This is a genomic window from Burkholderia sp. BE17, from assembly GCF_009362305.1.
Taxonomy (GTDB): domain Bacteria; phylum Pseudomonadota; class Gammaproteobacteria; order Burkholderiales; family Burkholderiaceae; genus Burkholderia; species Burkholderia pyrrocinia_C.
In genome coordinates this window covers 1-15914 of the sequence record NZ_WHNU01000007.1, presented here as the reverse complement: position 1 = coordinate 15914, position 15914 = coordinate 1, and the positions used below count along the sequence as shown (strand labels likewise).

At 68.3% G+C, this 15914-nt stretch carries 6 protein-coding genes; 2 read left to right on the top strand and 4 right to left on the bottom strand.

Features of this window, described 5'->3' with window-relative positions; genetic code table 11:
* Positions 1-6: 6 nt before the first annotated feature.
* Together GD429_RS08300 and GD429_RS08295 are read right to left on the bottom strand one after the other, a co-directional pair.
* Positions 7-1965, bottom strand: coding sequence for a Xaa-Pro dipeptidyl-peptidase (locus GD429_RS08300; protein ID WP_152856499.1), 1959 nt, complete (start codon positions 1963-1965; stop codon positions 7-9).
* A gap of 690 nt (positions 1966-2655) precedes the next feature.
* On the bottom strand, positions 2656-3909 hold the full coding sequence (locus GD429_RS08295; protein WP_034180799.1) for a lipoprotein-releasing ABC transporter permease subunit: 1254 nt from the start codon (positions 3907-3909) through the stop codon (positions 2656-2658).
* Positions 3910-4218: 309 nt separating this feature from the next.
* On the opposite strand from GD429_RS08295, the gene GD429_RS08290 reads away from it, so the two are divergent.
* Both GD429_RS08290 and pbpC read left to right on the top strand, forming a co-directional pair.
* Positions 4219-10221 (top strand): alpha-2-macroglobulin, encoded by a 6003-nt coding sequence (locus GD429_RS08290; protein WP_152856497.1) that lies wholly within the window; start codon positions 4219-4221, stop codon positions 10219-10221.
* A 54-nt stretch (positions 10222-10275) separates the two neighbouring features.
* On the top strand, positions 10276-12687 hold the full coding sequence (gene pbpC / locus GD429_RS08285; protein ID WP_321574467.1) for a penicillin-binding protein 1C: 2412 nt from the start codon (positions 10276-10278) through the stop codon (positions 12685-12687).
* 164 nt (positions 12688-12851) lie between these two features.
* On the opposite strand, the gene GD429_RS08280 is transcribed toward pbpC, so the two are convergent.
* Positions 12852-14258 (bottom strand): methyl-accepting chemotaxis protein, encoded by a 1407-nt coding sequence (locus GD429_RS08280; RefSeq protein ID WP_321574466.1) that lies wholly within the window; start codon positions 14256-14258, stop codon positions 12852-12854.
* 224 nt (positions 14259-14482) lie between these two features.
* The gene (locus GD429_RS08275) at positions 14483-15553 is read right to left on the bottom strand and encodes a porin (protein WP_152856496.1); all 1071 of its coding nucleotides are present in this window, start codon (positions 15551-15553) and stop codon (positions 14483-14485) included.
* Positions 15554-15914: the final 361 nt, after the last annotated feature.

Below are 15914 nucleotides of genomic sequence, written 5' to 3'. Positions count from 1 at the left end.
GCCCGCTCAGGACGAAGCCGAAACCAGCGGCACCGTCACCGCCGTGCCGGCCGGATCGAGCGTCAGGCCGGTGCCCGGCGTCGGCCGCAGCGTTGCCTCATTGTCGCTGGACAGCACGACGAGCCCCAGCCGGTGGCCGGCTTCGAGCTTGTAGTCGCGCGGCATGAACGTCAGCTTCAGGTCGTACGGCATCCCCGGCAGCACGGGTTCCGACAGCCAGTCGGACAGCCGGTTGCGCGGGTCGGTCCATGCGCGCGTGACGATCGTCGCCGTGCCGTCCGGTGCGCGGTCGACCAGCAGCGCCGTCACGTTGGCCACGCCCGTGAAGGTCAGCCTGACCTTTGCCGTTGCGGTGCCGGAAAGCCGCGTCGCGGCCGTGAACGGCGCGGTCTCGAAGCGGCTGCGGTTTTCGCCGGTCGGCGCATTCGCCAGCGTGAGCGCGGTAATGCGCGCATCGTCGGTGAAGCGTGCGAGCGGGCCGCCGGTCGGCATCCGCAGCAGCGTGCCGGTACCCGCGCCGTCGCCGCCCGCGAAATACGAAACCGGCGTCGCATGGCGCGCGGCCCAGTCGGCTTCCTTCAGCAGCTTGCCGTCCGCCTGCTCGATCACCGCGCGCGGATCGTGTTCGACGCCGTTGTCATAACCGATCAGGTAGCGCGTGAACCACCGGTTCACCTCCGCGGTCCATGCATCGGCCATCGCCGGCACGCGCGTCGGATCGGTGTGCTTCAGGCGATGCAGCCACAGCTGCGTCGGCACGCCCTGGCGCCGCATCGCGAGATGCCACGACGTCGACTGGTCGACGCGCACGTTGTCGTCGGTCAGCCCTTGCGCGACGAGCGCCGGCGCGGCCGCGAACGCGGTCGGGATGTCGCGCGCGGCCCAGAACGGCGAATAGTCGCCGGTCGTGCGGTTTTCCTTCTGCAACGCTTCGTCGATCAGGTGCGTGCAGCGCTCCGGATGCGCGTTCGTCAGCAGCGCCTTGATATACACGTCGACGTCCTCGCCCTGATAGCCTTCCGGCGCGCGCACGAGCCCGCCCGAGCGGTAATAGCCGTACATGTTCGACAACCCGGCGACCGGCACGATCGCATCGAGCCCGCGCGTGCGCAGGCTCGCGACCATCTTCGGCAGCGTGCCGTCGTACGACACGCCGTACATGCCGACGTGGCCCGTCGACCAGTTCGCGACGACGGTCTTGCCGCTCGCGTCCTTCGCGGTCGCATCGCGGCCGAGCCAGCGGATCACCGACGCCATCGCGACCGATTCGTCGCGCGTCAGGATCGTCGGGCAGCCGTCCGAGCCGGCGGTGCCGAGCGAATCCGCATAGACGATCGTGAAGCCGCGCGGCACGAAGTAGCCTTCGATCCACGAGCGCCCGGCGGCGGCCGCTTCGACCTGCTGCAGCATTCGCGTCTGCGGCGCGGCGGCCATGATGCGCGCGGACGTCGATGCCGACGCGGATGCGTTCGCGGCCGGATGCGGCGTGCCGTCGAGCTCGACGTCGACGTCGTGGTTCGGGCTGTCGGCGAGCCCTGCGTAGTACGGGCTCGCGAGCACGATGACGGGCGTGCGTGCGCCGTTCGCGGTTTCGGCCGGGCGCACGATGCGCACGTGGATGCGGTCGCGCGTGCCGTCGCCGTCGGAATCGACCGGCGTGTCGACCCACGCGTTCTCCTCGATCGTGCCGCCCGACAGCGACGGCTGCACCTGGCCGTTCGCGATCACGGGGCGGTAGCGCCCGCCGCTGGCCGGGTTGGCGTATGGGACGCCGGACGGCGAGATGCGTGACGCCAGCGACTGCGTATCGGCCGCCGATGCTGCGGCCCCCTCCTGTTGGCCTTGTGCGAGCGCAGATGCACCCACCACGCTGCCGCCATCGTCGCCGCCGCACGCGGCGAGCGTCGCGGCAGCAACGAGCGCGGGAAGCCACGCGCGCCGCAATCCGGTTCGATGAATGTTCATTGTCGACCTCGTTCTTGTTTGTGATTGTCCGGAACCGGCCGGCCCGCGATATGCCCCTGCGGCCTGGCCGGGTGCTGCATCGGATGAAGCGGAACTGCACCTGCGAAATCGCCGGGCGAGACGCCCGGATGTCACGGCCGGTGTCGGCGCGCGTGATGCGACGCGCAAACCGGCGAGCGTCGGGGCGACTGCATCGCCCCGACCGGAAAGCGTCAGCGCGGCGGCCGGTTCGGGCCGCGCGGTCGAAGCGATATCGGCCGCGTGATGCGAATGCAGGAGTGCGAATCAAATGCGGGCATGCCCGACCTTCCTTCAGGTTTCAGATGAAACGGAACGGCACGATGCGATGAGACGGGGGTGTTGCGAATGACGGTGCTGCAACGGCAGGAAAGCGCGACGTGTGTCGGCATGGCTTGCCGGATTTCTTTCCGGAAGCTTGCGCAAACTTATCTCAGTGAAATCTTGGTGTCAAACTTTTTTAGTTTTTGTCAAACAAAGTTTCGACGTGTGTGCGCGGCACGCGGCCACCAATTCTTGCGGCATGGGTGTCAACTTCGCTGACATCCATCCGCAAACAATCAAAAACAGTCTGAAAGGAGGGAGAGGGCCATGACGATTTCGGTCATGCCCGACGACGGCAACAGCATCGGTTTCCGCGACATCGCGTAACGCCCGCGCCGGACGCCGCGCCTATTCGTCGCGCAGCGCTTCGGCCGGTCGCACTCGCGCGGCACGCCAGCTCGGGTACAGCGTCGCGACGCACGACATCAGGAACGCGGCCGCGGCGATCTCGATCACGTCGATCGCCGCGAGCTTCGACGGCAGCGAACTGAGGAAATACACGGACGGCGTCAGGAAGCGGATGCCGAGCAACTGCTCGATCGCCGGCAGCACCCACGGGATGCTGACCGCGATCGCGCAGCCGAGCGCGACGCCCGCCAGCGTGCCGGCGAGGCCGATGGTCATCCCCTGGATCGCGAAGATCTTCGTGATCGACCCGGGCGGCGCGCCGAGCGTGCGCAGGATCGCGATGTCGCCCTGCTTCTGCGTGACGGTCATCACCAGCGACGACACGAGATTGAACGCGGCGACCGCGACGATCAGCATCAGGATCAGCGACAGCATGCGCTTTTGCAGCCGCTCGGCTTCGAACCACGTGCGGTTCTGCCGCGTCCAGTCGCGGATATAAAGATCGCCCGACAGCGTGCGCGACAGCGCCAGCGCGATGTCCGGCGCGCGCTGCAGATCGTCGAGACGCAACCGGATGCCGGTCGGCGCGGACACGTTGAACAGCTTCCGCGCATCGCTGATGTGGATGTACGCAAGCGCGCTGTCGTATTGATAGTGGCCCGACTCGAACGTGCCGACCACGTTGAACTGCCGGAACCGCGGCAGCGCGTCGCCGATGCGCGCGCTGTTGCCGGGCGCGAAGAACGTGATGCGGTCGCCGATCTTCACGTGCAGCGCGTCGGCCAGCGCGGCGCCGAGCACGATGCCCATCTCGCCCGGCACGAGCGCGTCGAGGCGCCCGGTCTTCAGCTTGCGCGCGATCTCGGACACGCGCGGTTCGAGCACGGGATCGATGCCGCGCAGCGCGACGCCCGTCACGCTGCCCGCGTTCGTCAGCAGCGCCTGCGCGTCGACATAGGGCGCGACGGCGCGCACGGCCGGGTTCCGCAGCGATTCGTGTGCGGTGAGCCGCCAGTCGGGCAGCGCGCCGGACGGCGAGAAGATTTCCACATGCGCGAGCACCGACAGCATCCGGTCGCGCACCTCGGTGCGAAAACCGTTCATCACCGACAGCACGACGATCAGCGCCGCGACGCCGAGCGCGATGCCGGCCATCGCGGCGCCGGCAATGAACGACACGAAGCCGTCGCCGGCCGAGCGCCGGCCGCCGCGCGCATAGCGCAGCCCGATCTGCCATTCGAACGGGAGTTTCAAGCGATGTCCTTTCAATTCGATACGAACCACGTCGAGCCGCGCATTCTAGCGAACGCGGCGCGAGTGCGTGCAGAGGTCGGGGGGGCGGGCGGAATGGCTACCCGACCGGCCGGTCATTCGCGTGCGTTGCGCGCCGACACACCCGTATTTCCATCGTTTCGGCTCTGACCCATAATGTCGGCCAGCATCCGGTCGAACAAAACATTCCAAGCATTTACGGCGCAACCAGGGCCGCGCCGTCACAGACCAATAAATCTCGGGGTACGTCGCCGTAGCCGGCAGCACGTCCTTGAACAAGGAAATAACAAAATGGATTTGCTGCGTTTCCTGCTGCTCCTGCCGATTCGCGCGGCGGGCTTCGTCTGGCGCCTGCTCGGCCGCGTGCTGCGGCCGCTGGTCGGCAACGTGTCGTGGACGGCGCCCGCGTGGGCGGGTATCACCGCCGCGGCCGTGCGCCGCCGCCCGTGGCATGCCGGCGGCATCGTGCTGCTCGCGGCCGCGCTCGGCTACGGCGGGTACTGGTTCAAGCATCGCCCGAAGCCGCCCGAGCCCGAGACCGTCGGTTTTACCGTGAAGGCGCCGGCGATCACGACCTACGAGGCCGACGAAAGCGACAAGCCGAAAATCACCGTGCATCCGCTCGAAGTGGCGTTCTCCCGATCGGCCGCGCCGATCGAGCTGGTCGGCAAGCCGGCCGGGCAGGGCATCGAGATGACGCCCGCGCTGAAGGGCGCGTGGGCGTGGGCCGACGACAAGACGCTGCGCTTCACGCCGGCGGCCGACTGGCCGGTCGGCGCGCACGTCGAGGTGCGCTTCGCGGTGCATCAGGTGTTTGCGCCGCAGGTGGTGATGCAGGACGACCATTTCGCGTTCGACCTGCCGGCCTTCACCGCGCAGTCGGGCGACAACCGGTTCTACCAGAACCCCGACAATCCGGCGGAGAAGCAGGCGCTGCTGCAGTTGCGCTTCAACTATCCGGTCGATCCGGCCGAGCTCGAGAAGCGCATCGGCCTCGTGCTGGTCGGCCGCGACGGCAAGACCGTGTCGCCGCTGCGCTACACGGTCAACTACGACAAGATGAAGACGAGCGCGTGGGTCTATTCGCAGCCGCTCGAGATTCCGCGCGATCCACTGTCGGTGCGGCTCGACGTCGACAAGGGCGTGAAGAGCGCGCGCGGCGGCGACGGCACGCCACAGGTGCTGCATGCGTCAGTCGGTGTGCCGGGGCTCTACAGCCTGACAATCGGCAACGTTGCGCCGACGCTTGTCGACAACGAGCGCTACGAGCCCGAGCAGGTGCTCGTCGCGGAAGCGTCCGACGGCGTGCGCAGCGCCGATCTCGCCGCGCGCGCGAAGGCGTGGGTGCTGCCGAAGCGCAAGCCGGGCGTCGATCAGTCGGACGACGATCCGCCGTATGAGTGGAACGTGGCCGACATCAGCGATGCGGTGCTGAAGCAGTCGAAGCCGCTGCCGCTCGCGGCGGTGCCGACCGAGAACGACTTCGCGACGCTGCAAAGCTTCAAGTATCACGCGACGCCGGGCGAGCGCATCGTCGTACGTTTCGAAGGCGACCTGAAATCAGCCGGCGGCTATCTGCTCGGCGCGCCGGTGACGACCGCGTTCACGGTGCCCGACTATCCGAAGCTGCTGCGCTTCATGGCCGACGGTTCGCTGCTGTCGATGAGCGGCAGCAAGCGGCTGTCGGTCGTATCGCGCAACCTGCCGGGCATGAAGGTCGAGATCGGCCGCGTGCTGCCCGACCAGCTCCAGCATCTGGTGAGCTTCAACAACGGCACGTACGCGCGGCCCGAGCTGTCGTATTCGTTCAGCGAGGATCATATCGTCGAGCGTTTCGTGCAGACGCGCGCGTTCCCGGCCGGCGACCCCGGCAAGGCACATTACGAAGGCGTCGATCTCGGCCAGTACCTGAAAGGCGGCAAGCGCGGCGTGTTCCTGCTGCACCTGTCGAAATACGATCCGGCGGCCGAGAAGAAGAAGGCCGACGATGCGAAGGATGGCGATGCTTCGTCGGGCGACAGTAGCCAGGATCAGTCCGATAACGCCGATTCGGGCGACAGCAACGGCAACAGTGATGACAGCGACCACGCGCTCGGCGACACGCGCCTGATCGTCGTGACCGATCTCGGGATGCTGGTCAAGAAGGCGCTGGACGGCAGCCAGGATGTGTTCATCCAGTCGATCCGCAACGGCCGCCCGGTTGCGGGCGCAACCGTGTCGGTGCTCGCGGTGAACGGCCAGGCGCTGTTCTCGCAGACCACCAGCGCCGACGGCGTCGTGCATTTCCCCGCGTTCAAGGGGCTCGACCGCGAGAAGCGTCCGCAACTGTATGTCGTGAAGAAGGACGGCGACCTGTCGTTCCTGCCGGTGGCAGGCCGCGATCGCCAGCTCGATTTCTCGCGCTTCGACGTCGACGGCGAACGCAACGCGACGGGCCAGGGGCAGCTGTCCGCGTACCTGTTCTCGGATCGCGGCCTGTACCGGCCCGGCGATCCGTTCCACATCGGCCTGATCGTGCGCGCGGCGAGCTGGGCGCGCAGCCCGGCCGGCGTGCCGCTGCAGGCGGAGATCGTCGACCCGCGCGGGATCACCGTCGAGCGCAGGCCGGTGACGGTCGACGCGACGGGCTTCACCGAGCTCGGCTATACGACTGCCGAAACGTCGCCGACCGGCACGTGGACGGTCAACCTGTATATCGTCAAGGACGGCCAGCCGGGCGCCGAGCCGATCGGCAGCACGACGGTGCAGGTGAAGGAGTTCCTGCCCGACCGGATGAAGGTCGACGCGAAGCTGTCGCAGCAGGTCGTCGAAGGGTGGGTGAAGCCGAAGGGGCTGAAGGGCATCGTCGATGCGCAGAACCTGTTCGGCACGCCGGCCGAGAAACGCCGCGTCGCGGCGACGCTGACGCTGCGCCCGGTATGGCCGTCGTTCCGCAGCTGGCAGGGCTACCACTTCTTCGATGCGCGCCGCGCGAAGGAAGGCTATACGACGACGCTGCAGGACGGCACGACCGACGACCACGGCCATGCCGAGTTCGATCTCGACCTCGACAAGTACGCGGACGCGACCTACCAGCTCTACTTCCAGGCGAAGGCGTATGAAGCGGAGGGCGGGCGCAACGTCGCCGCGAGCGCGCAGACGCTCGTGTCGAACAACGACTGGCTCGTCGGCTACAAGTCGGTCGACGATCTCGGCTACGTGAAGCGCGGCAGCCCGCGCGCGGTGCGGCTCGTCGCGATCGACCCGGGTGCGAAGGCGATCGACGTGAAGGACCTGCGTGCGCAGCTCGTCGAGGAGCGCTACGTATCGGTGCTGACCAAGCAGGATTCCGGCGCGTACAAATACGATTCGCGGCTGAAGGAAGTGCCGGTCGACGAGAAGCCGCTGACGATTCCGGCGGCCGGGCTCGACTTCGCGCTGCGCACCGACAAGCCGGGCAGCTATGCGCTCGTGATTCGCCGCGCGGACGGCACCGCGGTGAACCGGATCGAGTATTCGGTCACGGGCGACGCGAACGTCACGCGTTCGCTCGACCGCAACGCCGAGTTGCAGGTGAGCCTCGCGAAGCACGACTACAAGCCGGGCGAGCAGGTGGAGATCGCGATCCGCGCGCCTTACGCGGGCAGCGGCCTGATCACGATCGAGCGCGACAAGGTGTATGCGCACGCATGGTTCCATGCGGATACGACGAGCTCGATCCAGCACATCACGGTGCCGGCCGGCTTCGAAGGCAACGGCTACATCAACGTGCAGTACATCCGCGATCCGTCGTCGGACGAGATCTTCATGAGCCCGCTGAGCTACGGCGTCGTGCCGTTCTCGGTGAACCTCGACGCGCGCCGCAATGCGCTGAGCGTCGATGCGCCCGCGCTCGTGAAGCCGGGCGACACCGCCACCTTCACCGTGCATTCGGCGAAACCCGCGAAGGTCGTCGTGTTTGCCGTTGACGAAGGCATCCTGCAGGTCGCGCGCTACAAGCTCGGCGATCCGCTGAAGTTCTTCTTCCGCAAGCGGATGCTCGAAGTCGGCACGTCGCAGATCCTCGACCTGATCCTGCCGGACTTCGAGAAGCTGATGGCGATGGCCGCGCCCGGCGGCGACGCCGACGATGCGATCGGCCGCCAGTTGAATCCGTTCAAGCGCAAGCGCGACAAGCCGGTCGTCTACTGGTCGGGGATCGTCGACGTGAACGGCGACACGCGCGTGAGCTACACGGTGCCCGACTACTTCAACGGGAAGCTGCGCGTGATGGCCGTGTCGGTGTCGCCGGACCTGGTCGGCACGTTCGAAGGCGCGACGACGGTGCGCGGCGATTTCGTGCTGTCGCCGAACGTGCCGACGACGCTTGCACCGGGCGACGAGGCCGACGTCAGCGTCGGCGTCGCGAACAACCTGACGGGCGTCGGCAACCAGCCGGTGCCGGTTGCGGTCACGCTGAAGACGGGCCCGCAGTTGCAGGTGATCGGGCCGGCGACGCAGAACGTCGCGCTCGCGCCGCAGCACGAGGGCGTCGCGCTGTTCCGCGTGAAGGCGACCGACACGCTCGGCTCGGGCATGCTGTCGTTCGGCGCGCGCTACGGCGCGAAGGGTGCGCAACAGCGCGTCGACGTGTCGGTGCGGCCGGCGGCCGCGTTCCGCACGCAGCTCGACATCGCGCGGCTGGATGCGGGCAAGAAGGCGAGCGTGCCGAACCTGCGGCCGATGTACGACGCGTATGCATCGCGCGACGCGAGCATCTCGACCGCGCCGCTCGTGCTGTCGGAGGGGCTGTCGTCGTATCTCGTCAACTTCGACCACTACTGCAGCGAGCAGATGGTGAGCTCGGCCGTGCCGCGCGTGTTCGCGTCGAAGTGGCTGTCGGTGCGCGCGCTGACGAGCGCGATGCACGCGCCCGAAGCCGGCGCCGACGCGGCGAATTCGAGCGCAATCACGCAGTTCCTCGGCGTGCTGCGCAGCCGGCAGAACGCGCAGGGCGGTTTCGGCCTGTGGAGCGCGACGCCGGATGCCGATCCGTTCGTGTCCGCGTACGCGATGCACGTGCTGCTCGATGCGCGCGAACGCGGCACGGCCGTGCCGAAGGACATGTTCGACGCGGGCAACGCGTATCTGCAGAAGCTTGCGGCGAACGATTCGCTCGGCTCGCTCGACCTGCTGCGGCAGCGCGCGTACGCGGTGTACCTGCTGACGCGCCAGGGCAACGTGACGACCAACAGCCTCGCGGCCGTGCAGAAGCGCCTGCAGGATGCGTATCCGAACGACTGGAAGAACGATCTCGCGGCCGCGTGGCTGGCCGCGTCGTATCAACTGCTGAAGCAGGACAAGGAGGCCGCCGCGCTGATCGCGGGCCCGCAGGCGCTGCTCGAACGCAAGCGTGCGTCCGACGGCGGTTACGCGACCGGCTACTACATCGATCCGCTGACGCGCGACGCGAGCGCGCTGTACCTGCTCGCGAAGCACTTCCCCGAGCGTGTGCGCAAGCTGTCGCCGCGTGCGATGGACAACATCGCCGCGCCGCTGGTCGACAACCGCTACAACACGCTGTCGTCGGCGATGACGATCCTCGCGCTCGATGCGTATGCGGCGTCGAACGCGGGCCAGCTCGATCAACTCGCGATCGACGAGGTGCGTGCGGGCGCCGCGCCGAAGGACGTGTCGTCGATCCAGGCGAACCTCGTGCGCTCGGGCACGTGGGCGGCCGGCGCGTCGCGCGTCGACTTCGTGAACGGCAGCGCGCTGCCCGCGTGGTGGGTCGCGAGCCAGTCGGGTTACGACCGCGGCACGTCGACGAAGGCGATCAAGAACGGGCTCGAGATCGTGCGCGACTACACCGACACGAACGGCAAGCCGCTCGCCAGGATCACGCTCGGCCAGGAGATCGACGTGCACCTGAAGATTCGTGCGACGGGCTCGGCGAACGTCGGCAATATCGCGATCGTCGACCTGCTGCCGGGCGGCTTCGATCCGGTGCTCGCGCCGCCGCCCGCGACCGACGCGCAGGACGGCGACGGCAATGGCGACGGCGGCGCGTCGGCGCCTGCGGCCGATGCACCGTGGCGCTCGCCGATCGGCGTGACGGGTTCGACGTGGCAGCCGCAGTTCGCGGACGTGCGCGAGGATCGCGTGGTGATCTACGGCACCGCGACGACGGACGTGCGCGAGTTCGTCTACCGGATCAAGGCGAGCAACGCGGGCCGCTTCGTCGCGCCGCCCGCGTATGGCGAGTCGATGTACGACCGCCGCGTGCAGGCGCAGGCGCCGGGCGGCACGACGCTGACGGTGGAGCGCGTGCGATGACGGTGCGGCTGCACCGGCCTTGCATGCCGCGCCGGATGCGAGGAGCGCCCGCGCGTGGCTGACGTATCGGCGCTCCGGCGCGCGCTGCATCGCGCCGGCCGCTGGCTGCATCGCTGGCAGAACTGGATCGCCGGCGCGCTGCTCGTGTTCGGCGCGCTGGCCGCATGCCGGCTATGGCCGCACCCGCCGCTGCGCGACTGGAAGCCGTCGTCGGTCGCGGTGTTCGACGCGCACGGCCGGCTGCTGCGCCTGACGCTCGCGAAGGACGACCGCTACCGGCTGTGGGTGCCGCTCGACCGGATGTCGCCGCAGCTCGTCGAAGCCGTGATGCTGCACGAGGACCGCTGGTTCCGGTGGCATCCGGGCTTCAACCCGTACGGGCTCGCGCGCGGCGCGTGGATCACGTACGTGCGCGGCGGCAATCCGCAGGGCGGCTCGACGTTGACGATGCAGCTTGCGCGCTCGCTGTGGCGGCTGAACACGCGCACGCCGGCCGGCAAGCTCCAGCAGGTCGCGCGCGCGGTGCAGCTCGAACTCTTCTACTCGAAGCGGCAGATCCTCGAAGCCTATCTGAACGATGCGCCATACGGCCGCAACGTCGAAGGCGCGGGCACCGCGAGCGTCGTCTATTTCGACCGGATGCCCGACGCGCTGACGCTGCCCGAGGCGCTCGCGCTCGCGGTGATTCCGCAGGACCCGGCGCGGCGCGTGCGCGGCGGGCAGGACGAGATCAACCGCGCGCTGGCCGCGTCGCGCAACCGGCTGTACGCGCGCTGGCTGACGAAGCACCCGCGCGATGCGTCGCTCAAGCCGTTGTTCGCGCTGCCGCTGGCGATGCGGCCGCTGTCGGCGCTGCCGTTCGATGCGCCGCACGCGGTCGACCAGGCGCTTGCCGTGCGCAACGCATGGCGCACTACTTCGGGCGATGCAGGCGACAAGAACGACGCCGGCGCGCGGCTGGTGACGACGCTCGATCTCGATCTGCAGCGCACGCTCGAACGGCAGATCGCGCGCTACGTCGCTCGCAACGACACGCGCGGCGTGCGCAACGCAGCCGCACTGCTCGTCGATACGCGCGACATGGGCGTGAAGGCGCTGGTCGGCTCCGCGAACTTCTTCGATCGCACGATCGACGGGCAGGTGAACGGCACGCTCGCGCGGCGCTCGCCGGGCTCGACGCTCAAGCCGTTCATCTATGCGCTCGGTTTCGACCAGGGCGTGCTGCATCCGCAGACCGTGCTGCGCGACGTGCCGACCGCGTTCGGCCCGTATGCGCCGGAGAATTTCGACGGCCATTTCCTCGGGCCGATCACCGCGACCGATGCGCTGAACCGCAGCCGCAACGTGCCGGCCGTGTGGGTCGCGTCGCAGCTCAAGTCGCCCGATTTGTACGGATTCCTGCAGGAATCCGGCGTGCGCCGGCTCGCGAGCGCGCAGCACTACGGGCTCGCGCTGGTGCTCGGCGGCGGCGAAGTGACGATGCAGGATCTCGCGGCGCTGTACGCGATGCTCGCGAATCGCGGCGAGTTCAGGCCGCTGCGGCTGCGCGCGGACGAGCCGGCCGCGCCAGGCCGGCGCCTGCTGAGCGCGGAGGCGAGCTACATGACGATGGACATGCTGCGCCAGCATCTGCGCCCCGACGAGACGAGCGGCGCGCAGCCGTCGGGCGTGCCCGTCTACTGGAAGACCGGCACGTCCTGGTCGTTCCGCGATGCTTGGACGGCCGGCGTGTTCGGCCCGTATGTGCTGGTCGTGTGGGTCGGCAACTTCGATAATTCGACCAACACGGCCTTCGTCGGCGTCGATGCGGCCGCACCGCTGTTCTTCCAGGTCGTCGATGCGCTGAACGCCGAGCGCACGCTCGTCGAGCCGCCGCGCACGGTGCCGCCGCACCTGAAGCGTGTGCGGATCTGCCTTGCAAGCGGCGACTTGCCGAACGAGTGGTGCCCGCAGCAGGGCTGGACGTGGTTCATTCCGGGCACGTCGCCGATTCGCGTGAGCACCGTGCACCGGCCCGTCGTGATCGACGATGCGACGGGGAAGGCCGCGTGCCCGCCGTACGACGGCAAGCGCACGCATACGGAGATCTTCGAGTTCTGGCCGTCGGATCTGCAGCAGGTGTTCGTGCAGGCCGGCATTCCGCGCCGGCGGCTGCCGCAGAACGCGGACTGCCGCGACGCCGGGCAAGTGGACGGCGACCCGCCGCGCATCACGTCGCCGCTGCGCGGCAGTACCTATGCGATGCGCGTGAAGAGCGCGGACGATACGCGCATCGCATTCAACGCGACGGCCGACGCGAGCGCGCATGCGTTGTACTGGTTCGTCAACGATGCGTATGTCGGCCGCAGCGCGCCGGGCGACGCGCTGTTCTGGCAGCCGCGCACGGCCGGCAGCTATGCGGTGCGCGTGGTCGACGATCACGGGCGCAGCGACCAGCGGCCGTTGGCGGTCGGGCTCGAGCAGTAGGGGCGCGCGACGAAATCGATTGGGCCGATCTCGACCACTCGGTAGACGAACGCGGCGAAGCGGGCGAGGTCGTCGGTTCGGGCGATCACTTGTGCGATCTGTCCGGGCCGGCGTTCCGGGCGGCGGTGCGAGCGCCGCGCGCGAGGCGGCCCGCTAACGCCGATTCACGCGCTGTAGCCGATCCTCAGGACACCCCATTGCCGTCCGCCGACAACGATAGGTGCCGAAACGTCCTTCATCAGCGCGAAGTTGCCGTTGCCCATGTCGCGTCGATAGGTCTGCAGCAGGAACGGCTTGGTATGCGACACGGAGGTGCGCGCCGTCCGGTCCGTGTAGATCCGGCGGTTCCGGCAGTTCGCCGCGTTCCACGCGGCGTCTGCGCGCTGCGGCAGCGAGAACTTCCGGTTGTGGGTCGGCAGGTAGCACTGTCGGTCGAAGCTGGCGCAATAGACGATGCGCTCGTCGATTTCGAGCACCGGCTCCTGGATGGCCGGCAGCACGCGATCGATGAAGGCCGTGAAGCGCGTCATGAACTGCTGCGGATCGGTGCCTGGAATCGGCACGTAGTTTGCGTCGAACAGCGCGTCGAGCGCGATATCGCCACGCGCGACCGCATCGTCGAAGAGCTTGCTGATCGCCGCGGCCGTGTTCCGCGCGGTTTCGATAAAGCGTGTGTCGGGCGACTCGATGCCGGTCGCGGCCGTGAGTTCGATGAGCGTCTCGGAGACGGAGAGCAGGTTGCCGAGCCGGTCCTTGGCCTGCGAGAAGTTGTCGCTGGAATCCTCGACGCCGGATGCCATTTCGCCAACCTGTTCCTCGAGGTGGTGGCACTGCGTCTCGATCTCGTCGGTGAGCGATGCGATCTGTTCGGCCTCGCCGGCGAGTTCGGTGATCGCGGTCCCGGTCGTGTGCACGACCTCGCCGATCGTGCGGGTGCCCTCGCGGACGCGATGGGCGCGCGCGGCGTTGTCGGTTCCCTCCGCGATCAGGTGTTCGGTCTGCTCGGCCAGGCGCGCAAGGGTCGTCTCGATCTGGGCCGTCGCCTGCCCGGTTTTCGCGGACAGGTTCTTGACCTCGGCCGCGACGACCGCGAAGCTGCGGCCCGACTCGCCGGCGCGCGCGGCTTCGATCGCGGCGTTCAGCGCGAGCAGGTGGGTCTGGCGGGCGATGACGGAGATCTCCTCGGACACGGCCCGCACGTGATCGAGCGCATCGCGCAGCGCGCCCATCTGGCTGCCGATCGAGGTGACGCCCTCGACGAGGCCGTGGATGTCGGCGAGCGATGCCTCGATCGTCTGTTGCGACTTCTGGACCGCGCTCGACGCATTGGCGCTGACGGCGCGCACCTGCTGCGCGGCCTCGGCGATCCGGTGGTTGCCGCGCAGCGTGACGGCGGCCGATTCACGCAGCGTGTGGCAGACCTCCGCCTGCCTGGCGACGCGGGCGGCGACTTCCTCGACATGGCCCGAGACGTCGCAGATCTCGATGCCGAGCTTGCCGGCCTGCTCGGCGATGTCGCCGACGAGCGCGCGCGACGAACGGTGGCCGCGGCCGATTCCGAAGAGGTTCACGTTGCTGGGTCTCCTAGAGGGCGCGCATTCCCGATCGGTGACGGATGCTGGGTGTGCGCACCTGACTTGACGGCAGCGTGGCCGCCGACTTGAGGTCGGGTAAACGTCAGGTTCGGAAATACGGATCGTCGGGCCAACGCCGCGCGCTTTCCGATTTCGCGGGGACCGTTTTCCGCCGCGGGGCCGGACGAGCGAGTGCCGATCGCCCGTCCGGATGCGCCGCGTCAGAATACGTGGTGGATGCCGACGTTGGCGCCGACCGTCGTGCCGGGCAATCCGAACAACGCGCCGCCCGTGATGCCGAGGCCCGTATCCATCGCGCCGTGATTGTTGACGACGCCGACTTGCGCATAAAGGCCCGTGCGCTTCGACAGGCTGTAATCGGCGCCGACCGCGGCGAGCAGCGAATGATTGTGCGAATCGTTGCGATCGATCGTGTACCACGCGCCGGTATTCAGGTCGAGTGCCGGCGTCACGCGATAGTCGAGGCCGGCGCTATACACGTTGTTGCTGAACGAGCCGGCGACCTTGTAGCTCGTGAACGACGCCTTGCCGGTCACGGGCCCGAACGTGTACGCGGTGCCGATCGTGCGGCCGACGAACGCGACCGTGCTCGAAACCGGCGTCGGCGACGTGCCGCCGTTGCCGTCGTAGAGCGCCGCGTTGAGCATGAAACCGCCGTTCGTATAGGTGACGCTGCCGGAATACTGGCGCCCCGCCTGGAAATCCCCGGCTTTGCCGCCGAACCCGAACATCGCGCTGCCCGTCAGTCCGCCGATCGTCGGGCTCGTGTACGAAATCGCGTTCGGGTTGAAGAGGCCCGTGACGAGCACGTTGTCGACGTACGGGATCAGCGCGGCGCCGAAGTGCGAGATATTGCGGGGATCCGAGCCGAGCACCGCGAGCACGAACGGCGAGAACTGCAGGCCGATCTTCGTCTCGCCGAAGCCGCCGCCGAGCCCGACCCACGCCTGGCGGCCGAAGAAGTTGCCGTTCGAATGGCCGAACGCGCCGTCCGTGATGTTGAAGCCGCTCTCCAGCTTGAACTTCGCGTGCAGCCCGCCGCCGAGATCCTCGGTTCCCGTCATGCCGAAGTTGGTCGGCGTCATGCCCGTGTCGGTCAGCGCGAACTGGCGGCCGGCGTTGGCGCCGGTCGCCGAGTTGAGCGACCGGCTCGTGTAGAGCAACGCGGCGTCGAGGTCGCCGTACAGCGTGACGCTGCTCTGCGCGAAGCCGGTCGTGCTTGCCGCCGCGCCGAGCAGCGCCGCGCAAATCGTCCATGTCCTGCTCTTCATCGTCTGCCTCCGTTTTTGTCAAGTTTTGTAATACGTACGACTAATCAATGCTGCGGCGGCGGAATCGATGCATGCCGCCTGTCTGCCGTGCTGTCGGGGAACGCACGGCGGTTCGTCGTGCTGCGCCGGAATGCGGCCGCTTGCCCGGCGTGGAGAGCGGGCACGCGACCGCGCTCCGGCGCCGCGGCGAAGCGGAGCGCCCGCCGGAGCGGGCGGTGTTACATCGAACGGTTCAGTTGATCGAGGATGGCCGGATTCTCGAGCGTGGACGTGTCCTGCGTGATCGCCTCGCCCTTCGCGAGCGAGCGCAGCAGGCGGCGCATGATCTTGCCCGAGCGCGTCTTCGGCAGGTTGTCGCCGA